The organism is Pseudoalteromonas sp. Z9A6 (assembly GCF_011378805.1).
Taxonomy (GTDB): Bacteria; Pseudomonadota; Gammaproteobacteria; order Enterobacterales; family Alteromonadaceae; genus Pseudoalteromonas; species Pseudoalteromonas distincta.
This window is the reverse complement of the sequence record NZ_WTKZ01000016.1, coordinates 1-16918: the sequence shown is the minus strand read 5'-3', so window position 1 is coordinate 16918 and position 16918 is coordinate 1. Positions and strand designations below refer to the sequence as shown.

15 protein-coding genes are annotated in these 16918 nt (G+C 39.1%); 6 read left to right on the top strand and 9 right to left on the bottom strand.

Features of this window, described 5'->3' with window-relative positions:
- The first annotated feature begins 155 nt into the window (after window positions 1-155).
- Together GQR53_RS08415 and GQR53_RS08410 are read left to right on the top strand one after the other, a co-directional pair.
- On the top strand, window positions 156-602 hold the full coding sequence (locus tag GQR53_RS08415) for a DUF3010 family protein (protein WP_002960715.1): 447 nt from the start codon (window positions 156-158) through the stop codon (window positions 600-602).
- Between the two features lie 197 nt (window positions 603-799).
- A complete protein-coding gene (locus GQR53_RS08410) occupies window positions 800-2518 on the top strand; it encodes an AMP-binding protein (RefSeq protein ID WP_165743602.1) in 1719 nt (572 codons plus the stop codon).
- Between the two features lie 152 nt (window positions 2519-2670).
- On the opposite strand, the gene hflX is transcribed toward GQR53_RS08410, so the two are convergent.
- The 7 genes from hflX to GQR53_RS08375 form a co-directional block, all read right to left on the bottom strand.
- Complete coding sequence (hflX, locus tag GQR53_RS08405) at window positions 2671-4023, bottom strand: GTPase HflX (RefSeq protein WP_165743564.1); 1353 nt, start codon at window positions 4021-4023, stop codon at window positions 2671-2673.
- A 208-nt stretch (window positions 4024-4231) separates the two neighbouring features.
- Window positions 4232-5584 (bottom strand): NADP-specific glutamate dehydrogenase, encoded by a 1353-nt coding sequence (gene gdhA / locus GQR53_RS08400; RefSeq protein WP_011328073.1) that lies wholly within the window; start codon window positions 5582-5584, stop codon window positions 4232-4234.
- A 433-nt stretch (window positions 5585-6017) separates the two neighbouring features.
- A complete protein-coding gene (locus tag GQR53_RS08395) occupies window positions 6018-6491 on the bottom strand; it encodes a DUF1456 family protein (protein ID WP_011328072.1) in 474 nt (157 codons plus the stop codon).
- Between the two features lie 134 nt (window positions 6492-6625).
- Complete coding sequence (locus tag GQR53_RS08390; protein ID WP_165743562.1) at window positions 6626-7870, bottom strand: lipoprotein-releasing ABC transporter permease subunit; 1245 nt, start codon at window positions 7868-7870, stop codon at window positions 6626-6628.
- The gene (gene lolD, locus GQR53_RS08385; protein ID WP_165743560.1) at window positions 7860-8558 is read right to left on the bottom strand and encodes a lipoprotein-releasing ABC transporter ATP-binding protein LolD; all 699 of its coding nucleotides are present in this window, start codon (window positions 8556-8558) and stop codon (window positions 7860-7862) included. The genes GQR53_RS08390 and lolD overlap by 11 nt, the downstream gene beginning before the upstream one ends.
- A complete protein-coding gene (locus GQR53_RS08380; protein ID WP_165743558.1) occupies window positions 8551-9768 on the bottom strand; it encodes a lipoprotein-releasing ABC transporter permease subunit in 1218 nt (405 codons plus the stop codon). The genes lolD and GQR53_RS08380 overlap by 8 nt, the downstream gene beginning before the upstream one ends.
- A gap of 147 nt (window positions 9769-9915) precedes the next feature.
- Window positions 9916-10788: a LysR family transcriptional regulator gene (locus tag GQR53_RS08375; RefSeq protein ID WP_197099258.1), complete on the bottom strand. Its 873-nt coding sequence runs from the start codon at window positions 10786-10788 to the stop codon at window positions 9916-9918.
- 129 nt (window positions 10789-10917) lie between these two features.
- Between GQR53_RS08375 and GQR53_RS08370 the strand changes: the two genes are divergently transcribed.
- Window positions 10918-12039, top strand: coding sequence for an S-(hydroxymethyl)glutathione dehydrogenase/class III alcohol dehydrogenase (locus GQR53_RS08370; protein WP_165723406.1), 1122 nt, complete (start codon window positions 10918-10920; stop codon window positions 12037-12039).
- A 68-nt stretch (window positions 12040-12107) separates the two neighbouring features.
- Complete coding sequence (fghA, locus tag GQR53_RS08365; RefSeq protein WP_165743554.1) at window positions 12108-12950, top strand: S-formylglutathione hydrolase; 843 nt, start codon at window positions 12108-12110, stop codon at window positions 12948-12950.
- Here fghA and GQR53_RS08360 read toward each other — a convergent pair.
- Window positions 12904-13242, bottom strand: a complete 339-nt coding sequence (locus GQR53_RS08360) for a hypothetical protein (protein ID WP_165743552.1) — start codon at window positions 13240-13242, stop codon at window positions 12904-12906. The two genes, fghA and GQR53_RS08360, sit on opposite strands and share 47 nt — an antisense overlap.
- Window positions 13243-13314: 72 nt before the next feature.
- Window positions 13315-14832, bottom strand: a complete 1518-nt coding sequence (locus GQR53_RS08355; RefSeq protein WP_346774391.1) for a BCCT family transporter — start codon at window positions 14830-14832, stop codon at window positions 13315-13317.
- A gap of 213 nt (window positions 14833-15045) precedes the next feature.
- Between GQR53_RS08355 and GQR53_RS08350 the strand changes: the two genes are divergently transcribed.
- Together GQR53_RS08350 and GQR53_RS08345 are read left to right on the top strand one after the other, a co-directional pair.
- Window positions 15046-15462 carry an MgtC/SapB family protein gene (locus tag GQR53_RS08350; RefSeq protein WP_165743551.1) on the top strand — a complete coding sequence of 139 codons (417 nt, stop codon included), beginning with the start codon at window positions 15046-15048 and terminating at the stop codon, window positions 15460-15462.
- Between the two features lie 149 nt (window positions 15463-15611).
- On the top strand, window positions 15612-16796 hold the full coding sequence (locus GQR53_RS08345; RefSeq protein WP_165743549.1) for a heparan-alpha-glucosaminide N-acetyltransferase domain-containing protein: 1185 nt from the start codon (window positions 15612-15614) through the stop codon (window positions 16794-16796).
- Window positions 16797-16918 lie beyond the last annotated feature (122 nt).

Below are 16918 nucleotides of genomic sequence, written 5' to 3'. Positions count from 1 at the left end.
TATCCACAAAATGTAGCTTTTAAAGCAAAAAAATCATTTTATTAAAATATAAAAGCATCAATGCATTAATTACGCGCCTACAACTATACCCACACTCGCATTTTAATGTGCGTTGCGTATAATACTGCGTAATTAAGTTATTTTAGAGAATAAACATGAGAACATGTGGTGTAGAAATTACCGGTAGTGATGTACTACTTTGTATTTTAAGTAAAGATAATGACGTATTTGATATTCGCGATGTGCGCCAAACACGCTTTACCTTAGGTAACGGTAACGACACTGAAGTAATGCGTAAATTTCAATTCGATTTTGCAAAATTAATGCAAGATTACCAAATTGATTCTGTTGCAATTCGTGAGCGTCAGCCTAAAGGTAAATTTGCTGGCAGTGCAAAAGGCTTTAAAATGGAAACTGCAATTCAATTAATCGACAACTTAGATGTACGTTTATTTACTACAACTGAAGTTAAAGAGCAATTAAAACGCAACCCCATCCCTATTGATTTTGAAGAAACAGGCCTTAAAAAGTACCAAGAAAATGCTTTTGTAAACGCTTACGTTTACATCATGAAAAAAACATACCGCAGCGACGAAATGTAAACTCATTACTCTTTTAAAAACGCGTACTTACAGTGTAAGACGCGTTTTTTTATGTCTAAAAAGTAGTATTAGCTTTTATTAATCGAATAATACATTAGTCTAACCGCACTTCTCTTTGTCGACAATATGTGTTTATTTTAACTTTGTAGTTTAATAACTCACACACATTTCCATGGAGAGAGCAATGCACACACACTATTACGGTAAAAGAAGTAGAACAAATAAATCACTTGCCGTTATCTCAAAGCTACTTTAAAGGTATACAAAGCACACCTTTAACAAATTCAACTATAGGCGAGTACTTTGACTTTATTGTCGACAAAAATCCAGGGGCGTTAGCTGTTGTAGTTCATCATCAAGGTATTAGATTAACGTATAAAGAATTTCAAAAAGAAGTTAATCAGCTTGCTATGGGGTTACTGGCACTTGGCGTAAAACCAGGTGAGCGCGTTGGTATTTGGTCTCCTAATAATATTGAGTGGTGCTTAACCCAATTTGCAACGGCAAAAATTGGCGCAATAATGGTGTGCATCAACCCGGCATATCGTCCTAACGAATTACAATATGCTTTAAATAGTGTTGAATGCTCTACTCTGATCACAGCATCAAATTTTAAAGGCAGTGATTACTTAGAAATGCTTAATGGTTTAGCGCCAGAACTTGCAACTTGCGATAAGTACACACTTAATTTAAAAGCGCTACCCACTCTTAAAAATATAATCCGCATTGGCAATGAAGCATCTCCTGGTATGCACTCTTTTAACGATGTTATTAACTTGCCAACAGCTGCTCATGAGCTGGAATTAAAAGCAATAGGTGAAAACTTAAATGCTGAGCAAGACATCAATATACAATTTACATCAGGCACAACAGGCAACCCAAAAGGCGCAACGCTCACGCATAAAAATATTTTAAATAATGCGCTATTCGTCGCCGAATCTATGCACTTTACGAGCGATGACAAGTTATGTATCGCTATCCCGTTATATCATTGCTTTGCAATGGTATTGGGTAGCTTATTGTGTGTTAGTAAAGGTGCAGCAGCCACTTACCCAAGTGATTCGTTCGATGCAAAAACCACACTAGATGTAGTTCAACAAGAAGGATGTACAGCGCTGCACGGTGTACCTACTATGTTTATTAGTGAGCTTGAGCTGAGTAATTTTAAAGATTATGACCTAAGTACTTTACGCACGGGTGTAATGGCAGGCTCTACATGCCCAGAGCAAGTAATGCGCAAAGTACAAACACAAATGAACATGCATCAAGTACTGATTGCTTACGGGCAAACGGAGTGCAGCCCCATAAACAACATTACCGAAACAGACTCTTCAATAGAGCGGCAAGTAACGACAGTTGGCCGTGCCCTTGCCCATACCGAGGTTAAAATAATTGACGAGCTGGGTAACATTCAAAAAATTGGTCAACCTGGCGAAGTGTGTAGTAAAGGTGCAGGCATAATGCGCTGCTATTGGAATGACGAAGCTAAAACAAAAGCCACAATAGATGACGAAGGTTGGCTGCACTCTGGCGATTTAGGTGTCATGGATACAAAAGGGTTTGTCACGATTGTTGGGCGTATAAAAGATATGATTATTCGCGGCGGCGAAAACATTTACCCTCGAGAAGTAGAAGAAGTACTTTACACCTACCCGGGCATTCAAGATGCTGCCATATTTGGTATAACCGATGAAAAGTATGGCGAGGAAGTGTGCGCTTGGATCCAACCAAAAGAAGATGCTGTACTTAATGAGCAAGCAATTCGTGAGTTTTTAAAAGACAAACTAGCCTACTTTAAAATGCCACGACATATCCGTTTTGTAGAAAACTACCCAATGACAGTAACAGGTAAACTGCAAAAATTTAAAATGCGCGAGCAAATGCAAGAAGAACTAAGCGAAAATCTTTTTTCCTAGTTTCGTCTTTAAGTAACTGAGACTCTGGATAGGGAATTTATCTCAGAGCTATATTTAGAGCTAGCAGCGTTAAATTTACGTATGTTAGGACTAATACTAAAAAGCACAGCCAATTGGCTTTGCTTTTTATGAACTGAATTGTACTGAATTTATTATAAATTCAACATTCTCTTTTTTAAACGTTCTAAATCAATCGCACTCGAGCGTACTGTTAATTTAATATGGCTGTATTCATATTCTTCTTTAACAACACTCATACTCGATCGGATTTCGCCCACGATACCTTTGGCTGTGTACGGTATAACAATCTCTTCTTCAATCATGTCCTCTTGAGCAATGCCAATAATGTATTTGTGCAGTTTACTAATATCATCTGGATTACGCGTAGAGGTCATCATCGCATCAGGAAATTCATCCATTAGAGACTGCTGTTGATCAGTACTTAATTGGTCTGACTTATTCAGTACTAATAATTTTTTGCTACCTTCTACCCCAACTTCTGCCAGTACTTTATGTACTACTTCAAGTTGTGAGCGAAAAGAAGGATCTGAAGCATCTACAACATACAACAATAACGACGCATCATGTGCCTCAGCGAGCGTTGAATGAAATGAAGCCACCAAATCGTGAGGTAACTTTTTAATAAAACCAACTGTATCTGATACGAGTATACGAGGCTGCGTAATCGGATACAGCGCGCGAACAGTGGTATCTAGCGTTGCAAAAAGTTTGTTTTCGCCTTCTACATCACTACCTGTAATTGCGCGCATCATTGATGACTTGCCCGCATTGGTATAACCAATTAAAGCCACTGAGAATAGCTCAGAGCGCTGCGTACGTCTGTCCATCATTACATCTTGAACACTAACAAGTTCGCGCTTTAATTCTGCTAACTGATCGCGCACCTTACGGCGATTAAGCTCAAGTGTGGTTTCACCCGCACCTTTACCCATTTGGCGTTCTTTATCACCTGTTGATGTTTCACGCAGTCGTGGCGCTACATAATTAAGGCGAGCTATTTCAACTTGTAATTTTGCAGTTTTAGTACGCGCATGACGACTAAATATTTCAATGATAATACCAGTGCGATCAAATACTTCCACACCTAACTGGTTTTCCACATTACGTAGTTGAGAAGGCGTTAAATCGCAGTCAAACACGACAACATCGGCACAAGCAAAATCTAAACCGTCTGATGGAATTTCTGATGGCATGTCGGATAATGGATCGTCATCAAGAAAATTCTCACCCTCTTTCTCATCTGCAGCAGAACCTTTATTACCAGTAAGGTGCGCTATTTCAGCCAGTTTACCTGAACCCAGTACATTTACTTTTTGGGTAGAACTTTGCTTTTGTGATTGTGTACCAACTACTTTAAAGCCAAGAGTGGTAACTAGGCGTGCCAATTCTGCAAGCGACTCAATTGCTTCATCGCCTTTAAAGTGAGGTGTACTAATAGAGATAAGTAATGCGTTAGGAAGTGATGCTTTTGCAGTTAGTTGCATAATTTTTTATGTTAATGCACCGCGAAGTGCAAACCTATTTTCATTCGAAAGTAGCCTGATCCTACGCTGTTATAGCTTGGCTTTATAGCGTTATAACTAACTTAAGCGGTTATTTAAATAAAACACCCCATAAATAGCTAAATTTATGGGGTGTTTTTAAGTACAGGCTCTCACAGCAATAAGCTGCAATTGCTTTAAACTATTTTAGTTAAACTACGCCTTGCTCTATCATTGCATCGGCAACACGGCGAAAACCAGCAATATTAGCGCCAAGTAACAGGTTAGTAGGTTGGCCAAATTCTGCCGCTGTTTCGTTAGCAATATTAAAAATGTTTTTCATTATGTGCTGTAATTTTGCATCCACTTCTTCAAAAGTCCAGCTTTGCATACTGGCATTTTGCGCCATTTCTAATTGGCTGGTTGCAACGCCGCCCGCATTAGCAGCTTTACCTGGGCCGTAAGCTATTTTGGCTTTAATAAAGCAGTCAATCGCGTCTTTGGTCGAAGGCATGTTTGCACCTTCACTCACCAAAATACAGCCATTGCTTAGTAGCGCTTTTGCATCGCCTTGAGTTAACTCATTTTGAGTGGCACATGGGAACGCAGCATCGGCTTTAAAACGCCACACTGCATGCCCATCTTCTGGGTAATCTGCGCGAGCAATATAAGTGGCTTCTGGGTAGCTTTCTTTATATTTGCTTAAACAGCCACGTTGCTGCTCTTTTAACTCTTTAATAAGCGTTAAATCTATACCCGCGTCATGAAATAGTGTACCGCGAGAGTCACTACAGGTAATTGGTTTTGCATTTAATTGATACAGCTTTTCCATCGCATAAATAGCAACATTACCCGAGCCCGAAATTAAACAACGTTTTCCAGCTAGGCTATCATCGCGGTTTTGTAGCATGTAGTTTGCAAAGTACACTGCGCCGTAGCCAGTTGCTTCTTTACGAACTAACGAGCCACCCCACATTAGGCTTTTACCGGTTAACACACCATCGTAACGCCCTGTTAAACGCTTGTACTGGCCAAACAAATAACCAATTTCGCGTGCGCCAACACCAATATCCCCTGCAGGTACGTCGGTAGTTGGGCCAATGTGGCGGTATAACTCGTTCATAAATGATTGGCAAAAACGCATTATTTCACCGTCTGATCGCCCTTTTGGATCAAAGTTAGCACCGCCTTTACCACCACCAATAGGTAGGCCGGTTAATGAGTTTTTAAACACTTGCTCAAAACCCAAAAACTTAATAATACTGGCATTAACACTCGGGTGAAAACGCAAGCCCCCCTTATATGGGCCCAAGGTAGAGCTAAATTCAATGCGATAGCCTTTATTTACTTGAATATTACCTTCGTCGTCAACCCAAGGTACACGAAACATTAGTTGACGCTCTGGCTCTACCATTCTTTCTATAATGGCTTCTTTTTGATAATTTGTAGTTTTTGCAAAAAGAGGTTCTAAAGATTCTAGTACTTCTTCAACAGCTTGATAAAACTCACTTTGCGCGGGGCTAGTTTGCTTTAATTGAGCTATCGTACTATGTATATAATTCATAATTATTCTTCCGTGTAAGCTATTTTTAAAATTTGAGAATTCGGGTAAGTATGATTAAGTTTGTTTTTTGAATATAAATCTATTTTAAAATCATAATTTTCATACACCTTACCATTAGAAAGAGTGGTGTTGCACGTCATTCAAGTTGAATTATTTTACTGTTGTGTAAAAATAAAACAGCGACTAGCCGAATTTTTATTCATTTTAACGATATAAAAATACAGTGCGCGGTTGCTAAAACCAAACATACAGTTAACAAAGGAGGTAATTACTTGATATTTAAATGTTCTCATTCAATTGCTAGTTTATTAAGCGGTATTGAACAATTTTAAAGTAGGCGTGTAACAAGTTGAAATATATTTAACTTAAAAACAACAAAACGCTAAAACAAGGGCTGTTTTAGCGTTTTGAAAGAGTAATGGCTTTACCTTGCTTACTCAGCAGTGCTTTGTGGACGAACCTGCTGTTGTACACCCGTTAAAAATAAACGAAGTACCTGGTTGTTACATACGCGGTAGTGCTTGTTATCTACTTTACGAGAAAACGCGCTTAGCTCATGCTTACTCAAATTAAAGTCAACGAGTGCCAGCGTCGCAATCACATCTTCCGCTTTCATATTTAAAGCAATACGCAGCTTCATAAAAATAATATTGTTATTTAACTTGCTCTCAGGAGCAGGTTGATCGCCTTCGCGCTTACCACGTTGCGTATTAATAAAACCATTTAAAAAAGTTGCAAACTCTGTATCACTTATTTCAGTGTAAGCTTCTTCGCCTTCTTTAGTTAACCAAGCAATTACTTGCTCTGTAGTAACCGTATGCTCAGCTGCAGCAAAAACATTTACCATAGCGGTGTCAGTTAAATTAAAAGTGTAGCGAATGCGGCGTAAAATATCGTTATTTGTCAAAGTAAATCCCAGAGTAGTAAATGCTAACCCAATGGTTAGTTATTGTTAGCTTGTAAATAAGCGCCCTAGTTTAACAGACTTGCCAATACTGCCCTATTAGTTTTTATTTAGCAGCGCACACGCTACCAATGCCGCTAATTACCCAGCACTTTTGCAGGGTCAACTCTTGTTGCTTGCCACGCCGGATAAATAGTAGCAACTATCGCAAGCACAAACGTAACAATCACTGTAATACCAATGTCTTCAAGTACTAATTTACTTGGTAAAAACTCTATAAAATAAACGCCCTCAAGTGGATTGGCTCCAAATAATTGGCTTATCCACGTAAAAAGCTCACTTATATTAAGCGCTAATACCACACCAATTAGTGTTCCTAGTGCCACGCCTACAAATGCTTGCATTAAGCCCTGCATTACAAAGGTGGCTAAAATAGTACTGTCTTTCGCGCCCATGGTTTTTAAAATTGCGATATTGCCTTGTTTTTCGCGTACCTCCATCACCAAGGAGGAGACAATATTAAAACTGGCTACCGCTATAATTAAAAACACCACAATATAAACAATGGTACGTACCATTTGAATATCTTGATAAAGGCTGCCTTGGGTTCTAAACCAACTGGAAACATACACGTAGTCGTCAATAGTTTGCCCTACTTTTAGCGCTATTTGGTGCGCCGAAAACACATCATCAACACTTAAACGCAGCCCGGTTACTTGGCTTTCATCGTAACCTAATGTTTGCTGCGCTTTGTTAAGATGTATAAATGCAGCGGTACTATCAATCGGTCCGCCCATTTCTATAACACCTGCAAGGTTAAGTGTTACGCGTTTAGGCGCTAATAATGATTGACCTTTTTGACTAATTTGCGGAATAAGTAATGTAATGTTATCGCCTACTTTGGCGTCTAACTGTTTTACTATTTGCTTACCTAAAATTACATCGTCAAGGCCTAACTGACTCACTAATTTACCACTGGTAAACTGGTTTACCGCCGATACATTACTCTCGAGCGATGGCTCAACACCTCGAATTTCTATCGCTTTTAGCTGGCTTTTATATTGCGCCATTCCGTTAACGGCAATAAATGGCGCAGCCCCTGTTACGTGAAGTTGTGTTTGTAAATCCTCAACCTTTTGCGACCAATTTGCAATGGGTCTACTTGGTGCTACATATTCAACCTGCGGCACAACACTTAGCAATCTATGTACTAGTTGCTGCTCAAAACCATTAATTACCGACAGCGCCACAATTAAAACCGCGACACCTAATAAAATACCAATAGTCGACGCTTTAGCGATAAAACTAACAAAGCCGTTTTTTTCATCTTTGTGGCCTGAATAGGCTCTAAAACGTTTACTTAAAAATGCACTAAGCAACATGCTGCGACTCTTTAATAGCTAGTTTTCCATCGTCTAAATAAGCTATTTTGCCTAGCTTATCGGCAAGTTCTAAATCGTGTGTAACTACCACAAAACTGGTGTTTAAGCTTTGGTTAAGCTCATTAATTAAATCGTAAATTTTAATCGCATTTTGTTTATCTAAATTACCGGTTGGTTCATCAGCAAGCACAAGCGCAGGTTTAGTAACTAGCGCGCGGGCAATAGCCACGCGTTGGCGCTCTCCACCAGAAAGCGCAGACGGTTTATGCGAGTTGCGATGTGCAAGGCCTACTTTTTCGAGCATATCGAGCGCTTGAGCTTTGGCTTCTTTTGCACTCAAGCCTTTAATTAATAACGGCATAGCCACGTTTTCAACTGCGCTAAACTCCATTAATAAGTGATGAAATTGATAGATAAAGCCCAAATTTTGGTTTCTAAATGCGGCTTGCTCTGTTCGCGAAAGTTTTGCAACTTCTTGGTTTTTAATTTTAGCGCTACCTGAGCTTGCGGTATCTAATGTGCCAAGTATGTGTAAAAGCGTACTTTTACCAGAGCCAGAACTCCCGACAATAGCGAGCATTTCACCTTGCTGAAGCGCTAAATCAACGCCTTTTAATACTTCAACTTGGTTGCTGCCGTCTTGATAAACCTTACTTAAATTTTCACAACTAATCACTAAATCATTCATAACGTAATACCTCTGCTGGTTTTACTTTTGCGGCTTTACGCGCAGGATATAAGGTAGCTAAAAAGCTCATAGCAATACTGGCAAACGCTATTATCACTAAACTCAAAATATCAAATTTTACCGGAAGCTCTATACCCGCCAGTAAGTTTAAGCCCACTAATGCAAGTAGCTCATTTATATATAAACTAAATATTACACCTAAAAATGCGCCTATTGCGGTACCAATTACGCCGTTATATAAGCCTTGCACCATAAACACTTTTTGCACTTGCGAAGGTGTTAAACCTAACGTTTGTAGTATGGCTACTTCACCTTGTTTTTCGCTTACCATCATGGTTAATGCCGATACAATATTAAATACAGCCACCAATACAATGAGGGCAAGCAACATAGACATAATGCGCTTTTCCATAGCAACGGCTGCAAATAGAGTACCTTGGGTACTGCGCCAATCACTGTAATTGTGATCTTTTAAAATACGTTGGCTTGCTTCAATAAATTCATCTAGTTCGAAAGGTTCGTGCAATGAAACACTTAAATTTGGGGCGGTGTTTTTATCCAGCTTTAATACCCGTTGTAGCGAAGCGCCACTCGTAAACGCAAGTGCCATATCTATCTCAGATCCGGTTTCGTATATTGCGGCTACTTTAAATAAACGCTGGCTGGGTACTCGCCCAAGAGGTGTATATGTTGAAGCATTAGGCATAATAACGCGAAGCTTATCACCCACGCTAACGCCTAATTTACGACTCAAATAACGGCTTATAGCAATGTTGTAATTTTTGTTTAATACAGTTTTCCAATCGCCTTGCACTATTTTATCGGTAATTTTATACAAAGAACCACTATCGTTATAAAGGCCTTGTAGTAAAACGCCGTGCAAGTCTTTATTTGTTTGCAAAATAGCTTCGCCGTGGCGATATAAGCTTACATGATCAACATAAGGAGATTGTTCGAGGTCGGTTTTTAGGGTGTTCATTTGGGTGGCAGTGTGTTTATCTGCGCTAACTTCAACATGCGGAATAAGTCCAAGCATATTGGTTTTCAGGCTATTTTCAAACCCGTTCATTACACTGCTTACCGTAAATAATGCCATTAAACCAATAGCGATACCGGCAATAGAAAAAAACGAAATAAACGATATAAACGCATTTCCTTTAGATGAGCGACTATATCTAAGCCCTATAAATAAGCTAACCGGTTGAAACATATTATTTTTAACACTTATCGTAAAAGTATTGAGCAATAGTAGCACGAAAAAAGTGCCTTTGGGTATGGCGTAAAATGTAAGAAATAATTTAAAAATCTGATACTTGGCTATATTTACAGCAATATGTATTTAACCATTAACTCGCGGTTAAGCTTTAAGCCCGTTGACTAAATAATCGAGCAATACCCGTACATTAGTGGCCACAAACTGCCTTGGTGGATATACGCCCCATACCCCTTCTTGCTGTGGTTGATAGGGTGTTAAAATAGGCACCAATTGCCCTGAGTTAATTTCGTTTTCAATGTAGTAGTCTGGGAGCTGTACAATACCGAGCCCCTTTTTTGCGCCATCCACCAGCGCCCAACCACTATTACACTGTAGCCGCCCCGCTATTTTAAAGTGTTTATCGCGCCCATTTTCGTTTACGCGCCAGTAGCTACTATTCCCAATTAAACATTCATGGCTGTTTAGCTCGCCTAAAGTATGCGGCTCACCAAATCGCGTTAAATACTGTGGTGCCGCGCACATAATAAAACGCCGCGCACTTAACCTACGCGCTTTTAAGCTAGAATCTTTTAAGTGCCCTAGCCTTATGGCTAAATCAAATCCGCCCTCTAATAAGTTTTCTTGCTCGTTACTTAGTGTGGCAACAACTTCTACCTCGGGATGATCCTTCATAAAATTATGCACTATGGGCATAATGAACGTTTCCCCATACATAACAGGGGCTGTGAGCTTAATTTTACCCTTTGGTGTACTTTGTTGCTGAGCAAGACCTTGAGTTGCCTCGTCCATAGCGTGTTGTAAGTGCTTTATTTGATGTAAGTACACTTCGCCTTCTTTGGTTAAAACCACTTTACGGGTTGTACGGGTTAAAAGCTGGGTATTTAAACGTTGCTCAAGCGCTGTAACATGGCGGCTAATATGCGCAACCGAAAGTCCAAGCGTTTTTGCAGCCGCAGTAAAGCTGCCCTCCTCCCCTACAGCTATAAACTCATCTATTCCATTCCAACGCGTCATTATTACCATACTGTAAAAGTGTTTTAATAAAATTGAGATTATCATTGTTTGAGAAACAAATACAATAGCTACATTACCCAAGCAAATTGGGTCTACAATTATTATCTAACCACTACAAAGGATAAACACATGTCAGAATTTATTAAATCAAAAGCAGCTATTGCTTGGGGTCCTAATCAACCACTTAGCGTTGAAGAAGTTGATGTGATGATGCCTAAAAAAGGCGAAGTAATGGTAAAAATTACCGCTACTGGTGTATGTCATACCGATGCATTTACTTTATCAGGTGATGATCCTGAAGGTATTTTCCCTGCTATTTTAGGCCATGAAGGCGCAGGCGTTGTATACGCAATTGGCGAAGGCGTAACCAGTGTTGAAGTTGGGGATCATGTTATTCCTTTATACACTGCTGAATGTGGCGTTTGTAAAATGTGTACTTCAGGTAAAACTAACCTATGTTCTGCTGTGCGCGAAACTCAAGGTAAAGGCCTTATGCCAGACGGCACAACACGCTTTTTTAAAGACGGCCAACCAATATACCACTACATGGGTTGCTCAACGTTTTCTGAGTACACAGTGCTTCCAGAAATTTCACTCGCTAAAGTAAATAAAGAAGCCTCTTTAGAAGAGATTTGTTTACTAGGCTGTGGTGTAACAACAGGTATGGGCGCAGTAACAAACACTGCAAACGTAAAACCTGGCGACACAGTAGCAATTTTTGGCCTTGGTGGTATTGGTTTATCTGCCATTATTGGTGCAAAAATGGCAGGCGCTGGACGTATTATTGGTGTTGATATTAACACCACTAAATTCGATTTAGCGACAAAACTTGGTGCAACTGATTTAATTAATCCAAAAGATTTCGACAAGCCTGTTCAAGAAGTGATTGTTGAAATGACTGACGGTGGCGTTGACTACTCGTTTGAATGTATTGGTAATGTTGATGTAATGCGCTCTGCGCTTGAGTGTTGTCATAAAGGTTGGGGTGAGTCGGTAATTATTGGTGTAGCCGGTGCAGGCCAAGAAATATCAACCCGTCCGTTCCAACTGGTAACTGGGCGTGTATGGCGTGGTAGTGCATTTGGTGGCGTTAAAGGTCGCTCGCAACTACCTGAAATAGTTGAGCGCTACATGGCGGGTGAATTTGCGTTAAACGACTTTATTACTCATACAATGAGCCTTGAACAAATTAACGAAGCGTTTGATTTAATGCACGAAGGTAAAAGTATTCGTACAGTAATTCATTACTAATAAGCACTTAGTAAACGACTTAATAAAAAGCCGTAAAACCTAAAGGTTTGCGGCTTTTAAGGATTATTATGTTAGAGAATATCTCAAGTACAAAAGTAGCTGGTGGTTGGCATAAGCAATATACTCACCCTGCAACAAGTACACATTGCACTATGCGCTTTGCGGTGTTTTTACCACCAGGCGCAAGTGAAGCCAATAAAGTACCGGTACTTTATTGGTTATCGGGTTTAACCTGTACCGACGAAAATTTTATGCAAAAAGCCGGTGCATTTAAAAAAGCAGCAGAGCTAGGTATTGCTATTGTAGCGCCTGACACTAGCCCTCGTGGGGATAATGTTCCTAACGAAGACAGCTACGATTTTGCACAAGGCGCAGGCTTTTACGTAAATGCCACGCAAGCTCCTTACAACACCCATTTTAATATGTACGATTATGTTGTTAGTGAATTACCAGCATTGATAGAGCAACATTTTCCGGTAACAAGCACAAAAGCAATTAGCGGTCACTCTATGGGCGGGCACGGTGCATTAATGGTCGCACTTAAAAACCCGACTGCGTTTGTAAGTGCCTCGGCTTTTAGCCCTATTGTAAATCCGATTGAATGCCCTTGGGGTGTAAAAGCATTTACTGGTTATTTAGGAAATGATAAAGCGCTTTGGAAGCAATACGACAGCTGCGAGCTGATGAAAAACGCAGAGCAAGCTAATTACTTACCTATGTTAGTGAGTCAAGGTGATGCCGATGGTTTTTTACAAGAGCAACTTAAGCCAGAAAACTTAGTCGCTATTGCAGATAAAAAAGGCTACCCGCTTACACTTGAAATGCAAGCAGGCTACGACCATAGCTACTTTTTTATAAGCAGCTTTATTGACCAACACTTATTATTTCATCATCAGTTTTTAACTGCTTAGACTCATTAGTGTGTAGAGATGACTTTTCTACCTCTACACACTCTTTCAATACTTTACTCACTTGCCTGCATACTTGTACCGTATTGTTATTGCCCTTACCTTTAATAAATTCAACTATAGCCATATCGGCTTCAACACCGAGTTTAGTAAAGCTAAAGCCCTCTTTATCTTTTACAACAGGCCCCGCATTTACTGGGCCAGGTTGAGAGCGCGCTGCCCCATCTAAAATTATACCCGCAGCAGCGCAACCAATTAATACATTTGAAAATAGAATAATCAAAAAAGTACGCATTATTAACCCCACCAATATAATTACCTAAATTATATACAATTTTAAAAATAGCATTGTAAATAAATGTAAGTCTTAGTGCTTAAATTCACGTATGAACTCTTTAATAAAACCAATTAATTGCAATATAAATATAATTAAAAAAGGAAGCGCTCCAATAATAGCAACGCTTCTGTTTAATGGTTCATTGTTTTGTACTAACAAAACAAAAGCGCATAAACCTAGTGCAAACGACCAAGCATACAAGCTCCATGTTTGAGCTTCACTTGCACCACTTAATTGGCGAATAACCAAAACAGCAGAGTCTGCTGATGTGGCTACAAAAATGAGTAGAAGCAATAAACTTGACCAAATTAATAGACCGCCTTGCCAGCCTAATTGCTCGAAAAATACAAACAGCCCTTGCGTATAATCGGCTTTAATAGCCTCTAAAATGCCTGCATTGTGAGTTTGATCCCACGCAATTGCAGAGCCCGAAAACACACTAAACCATATAATAGTCACAAAGGTTGGTACAAATACGACACCTAAAATGTATTGCCAAACCGGCCGTCCTTGGCTAATTTTTGCCAAAAACACACCAACAAATGGGCCCCAAGCTAACCACCAAAAATAGTAATTGTATGTCCAACCTGTTGCCCATGCGGGGTCATTAAGTACGCTTTCAAACTGCCATGTACCTGTGGTTATGAGCTGAATGTAATCCCATGTACCGCCTACAGCTATGTCTATAATTGGCTTTATAGGCACAAAAATTAATAGCCATGCTATAAGTGCAAATGCTAAAAACACATTAAATTTACTAAGAGTTTGAATTCCTTTTTTAAGCCCCAACTTTGCAGAAATGGTATAAAGCAGCGCAATTAAAAAAATTATAATAAACCCCGGAAATAAAGCCGATTCAACCCCTAGCTCAAGCTCGAGCCCTTTACGCAGTAATAAAGTTGAATTAGCAATTGTGCCCACGACACCAAAAAATATTGCAAGTATGGCAATTAATTTAATGCTAAAGCTCAGCTGTAACTGCCAAGCCCGATTAATAACGCCTTTAGTTGCACTGATCACAGGAGCACTAATATCGCCCGCTTTACCACTATTGCGAGTAAGCCCACCCAATAACAAGCCAAATACTGCATAGAGCGCCCATGCATGCGCGCCCCAATTAACTAAGGTAAGCGCCAAACCACTTGTTTGGTGGTTGGGATACAAGCTTTGCTTTAAAGGCGAGTTAACCGTGTGTAGTGCAGGCTCTGCTACTCCCCAAAATATAAGTCCTGAGCCCATCCCTGCTGCAAACAACATAGAAAGCCAACCAAAGGTACTAAACTCAACAAGTGCTAGCGCTCCTCCTATTTTTCGTTGCCCTAATGGGCTTATAGCAATAGCTATCACAGAAAAAAGTAACAAGTTTACCAATATAAAAAATGGCGACCCTAAATAACCTAAAATTTTATTAATGGTAGGTTGTAAGTGTTCTGTGAGAAATTCAGGAAATAAAAAAGCAAAAACAGATAACCCAGCGCAAAATAGTAACGCTGTTTTTTCAATTTTAGTTGTTGTGATTAATGTTTTATTTAAAGGCAAAAGGTTCACATAGGTGTCTTTTAGGTATGATAAAAGAATACGGGGCTTTAAAACTCAGATCAAATTAACTATCGCGTAAAATAGTAATAAAAACATGTAAAAGTTTCCTCAATAATTTTTATTAAACTCAGCTTCCTACAATAAACCATTAATTATTAGTTATTTATGCAATGGCTCGCTGTTTGCTTATTATTAACAAAATTAACCCGCATAGGCTCAATAATGGAAATTGATTTACAGTGGAATGAAATCATCGATAACTTAATACATTTAGGTTTTGCATACCTACTTGCGCTACCTATGGCTTACGACAGAGAGCGTAGCCATGATGGTGCAGGCCTTCGTACATTTCCTCTTGTTGCTGTTGCATCGTGTGGGTATGCATTAATAGCTATGTCGGTTTTAGATGGCGCAGAAGCTCAATCTAAAATGTTGCAAGGCATCATTACTGGCATTGGTTTTATTGGCGGTGGCGCAATTTTGAAAAATAACAAATCAACCTCCGGTACAGCAACCGCAGCCAGTATTTGGAATATGGGCTTAATTGGTATAGCTGTAGCCTATAGCCGTTACGAAATAGCCATTTTGCTCGCCATTATTAATTTTATAACGCTAAGGTATGTAAAAAAGTTTAAGTGATAATTAGCTGTATCATTACAAGTAATGCGAGCAAATATTGGTCGTATTACGTGTGTATAATCACTGGCAAAATATAAATACACGGTTTCAATTTGATACAATATAACATATAATAAATACAGTTTTAAATCACTCTATATAGCTCTCTTATGCCGCTACCTTCAACCGATAACCGCTTACATCATATTGATATATTACGGGGCATTATAATTATATTTATGGTTATTGACCATGGTATGTATTATTGCCTTAATTACTCAGTTACCGATCCGATGACCATTCCAGGGACTGATCCCGTTACCTTTTTTACGCGTTTTGTTTCTCACTTTTGCGCACCACTCTTCGTATTCTTAGCAGGTCTATCTGCGGCAATAACAGAGCATAAATATGTATCCACTAAAGCATTTTCACAGAGCTTGATTATTCGTGGTTTAGTGCTAATTTTGTTTGAATTTACTATTGTTTCGTGGTCTTGGAGCTTTAACCCATTATACTCAATGCTATACGCACAAGTTATTTGGGCTATCGGCTGGGGCTTTGTTATTTTAGGACTGCTGCGTTTCCTGGGCATTTATGCCATTTTTGTAGCAGGTTTATTACTCGTGTTTGGGCATAATTTATTTGATGGAACAAGCTTTGAGCCTAATACATTTGCACATACTGCTTGGTCTATTGCACATCAAAAAAATGTACTTGATCTCCCTTTTGATTTTCAAATTAGAACAACCTACCCAGTTGCCCCCATTGTTGGCTTAATGGCATTGGCATATTGCGCTGGTGTTTATTACAAAGCGCAACAATACAGTAAAAAAGTGATGAATCACGCATTGTTATTAGGGGTTACTTGCCTTGCGCTTTATGGCATTTTACGTGGATTTAACTTATACGGTGATATGTCACAGTTTGCTATACATACAAGCTCATTACTCACTGTTATGTCGTTTCTAAACCCAACAAAGTATCCGCTTTCGCTGCAATTTATGTTACTTACTGTTGGCCTTGGGCTTATTTCTTTAAAAGCATTAAATGGTTTAAAAACCGATTTTTCGCATAACTTTTTACAAGTACTGGGTAAAACAAGTATGTTTTCATACCTTGTGCATTTGTATTTATTACATGCTATTGCTTGGTTAATTATACCTATTCTTGGCTTTAATTTTAGCGATATGACCTACGCAGATACTCTCGTTGGTTTGCCTGAAGGTTATGGCATGAGTTACACAGCAACACTTTTATTTATAACCGTTGTAATAGGACTAACAACCCTACTCGCTAAGCGATACATTGTTTGGAAGCGAAGCCACAAACATACCTTAATTGCTAAATATATATAGCGTTTATACAAATTAGCACAAAATAATAGACATTAAAAAAGGCGCTTAAAAAGCTGTCTCTTATACACAAATTCCTGCTAAGAAATTAGCGGGGATTTTTTTGAACTAAATCTCAATGTCAT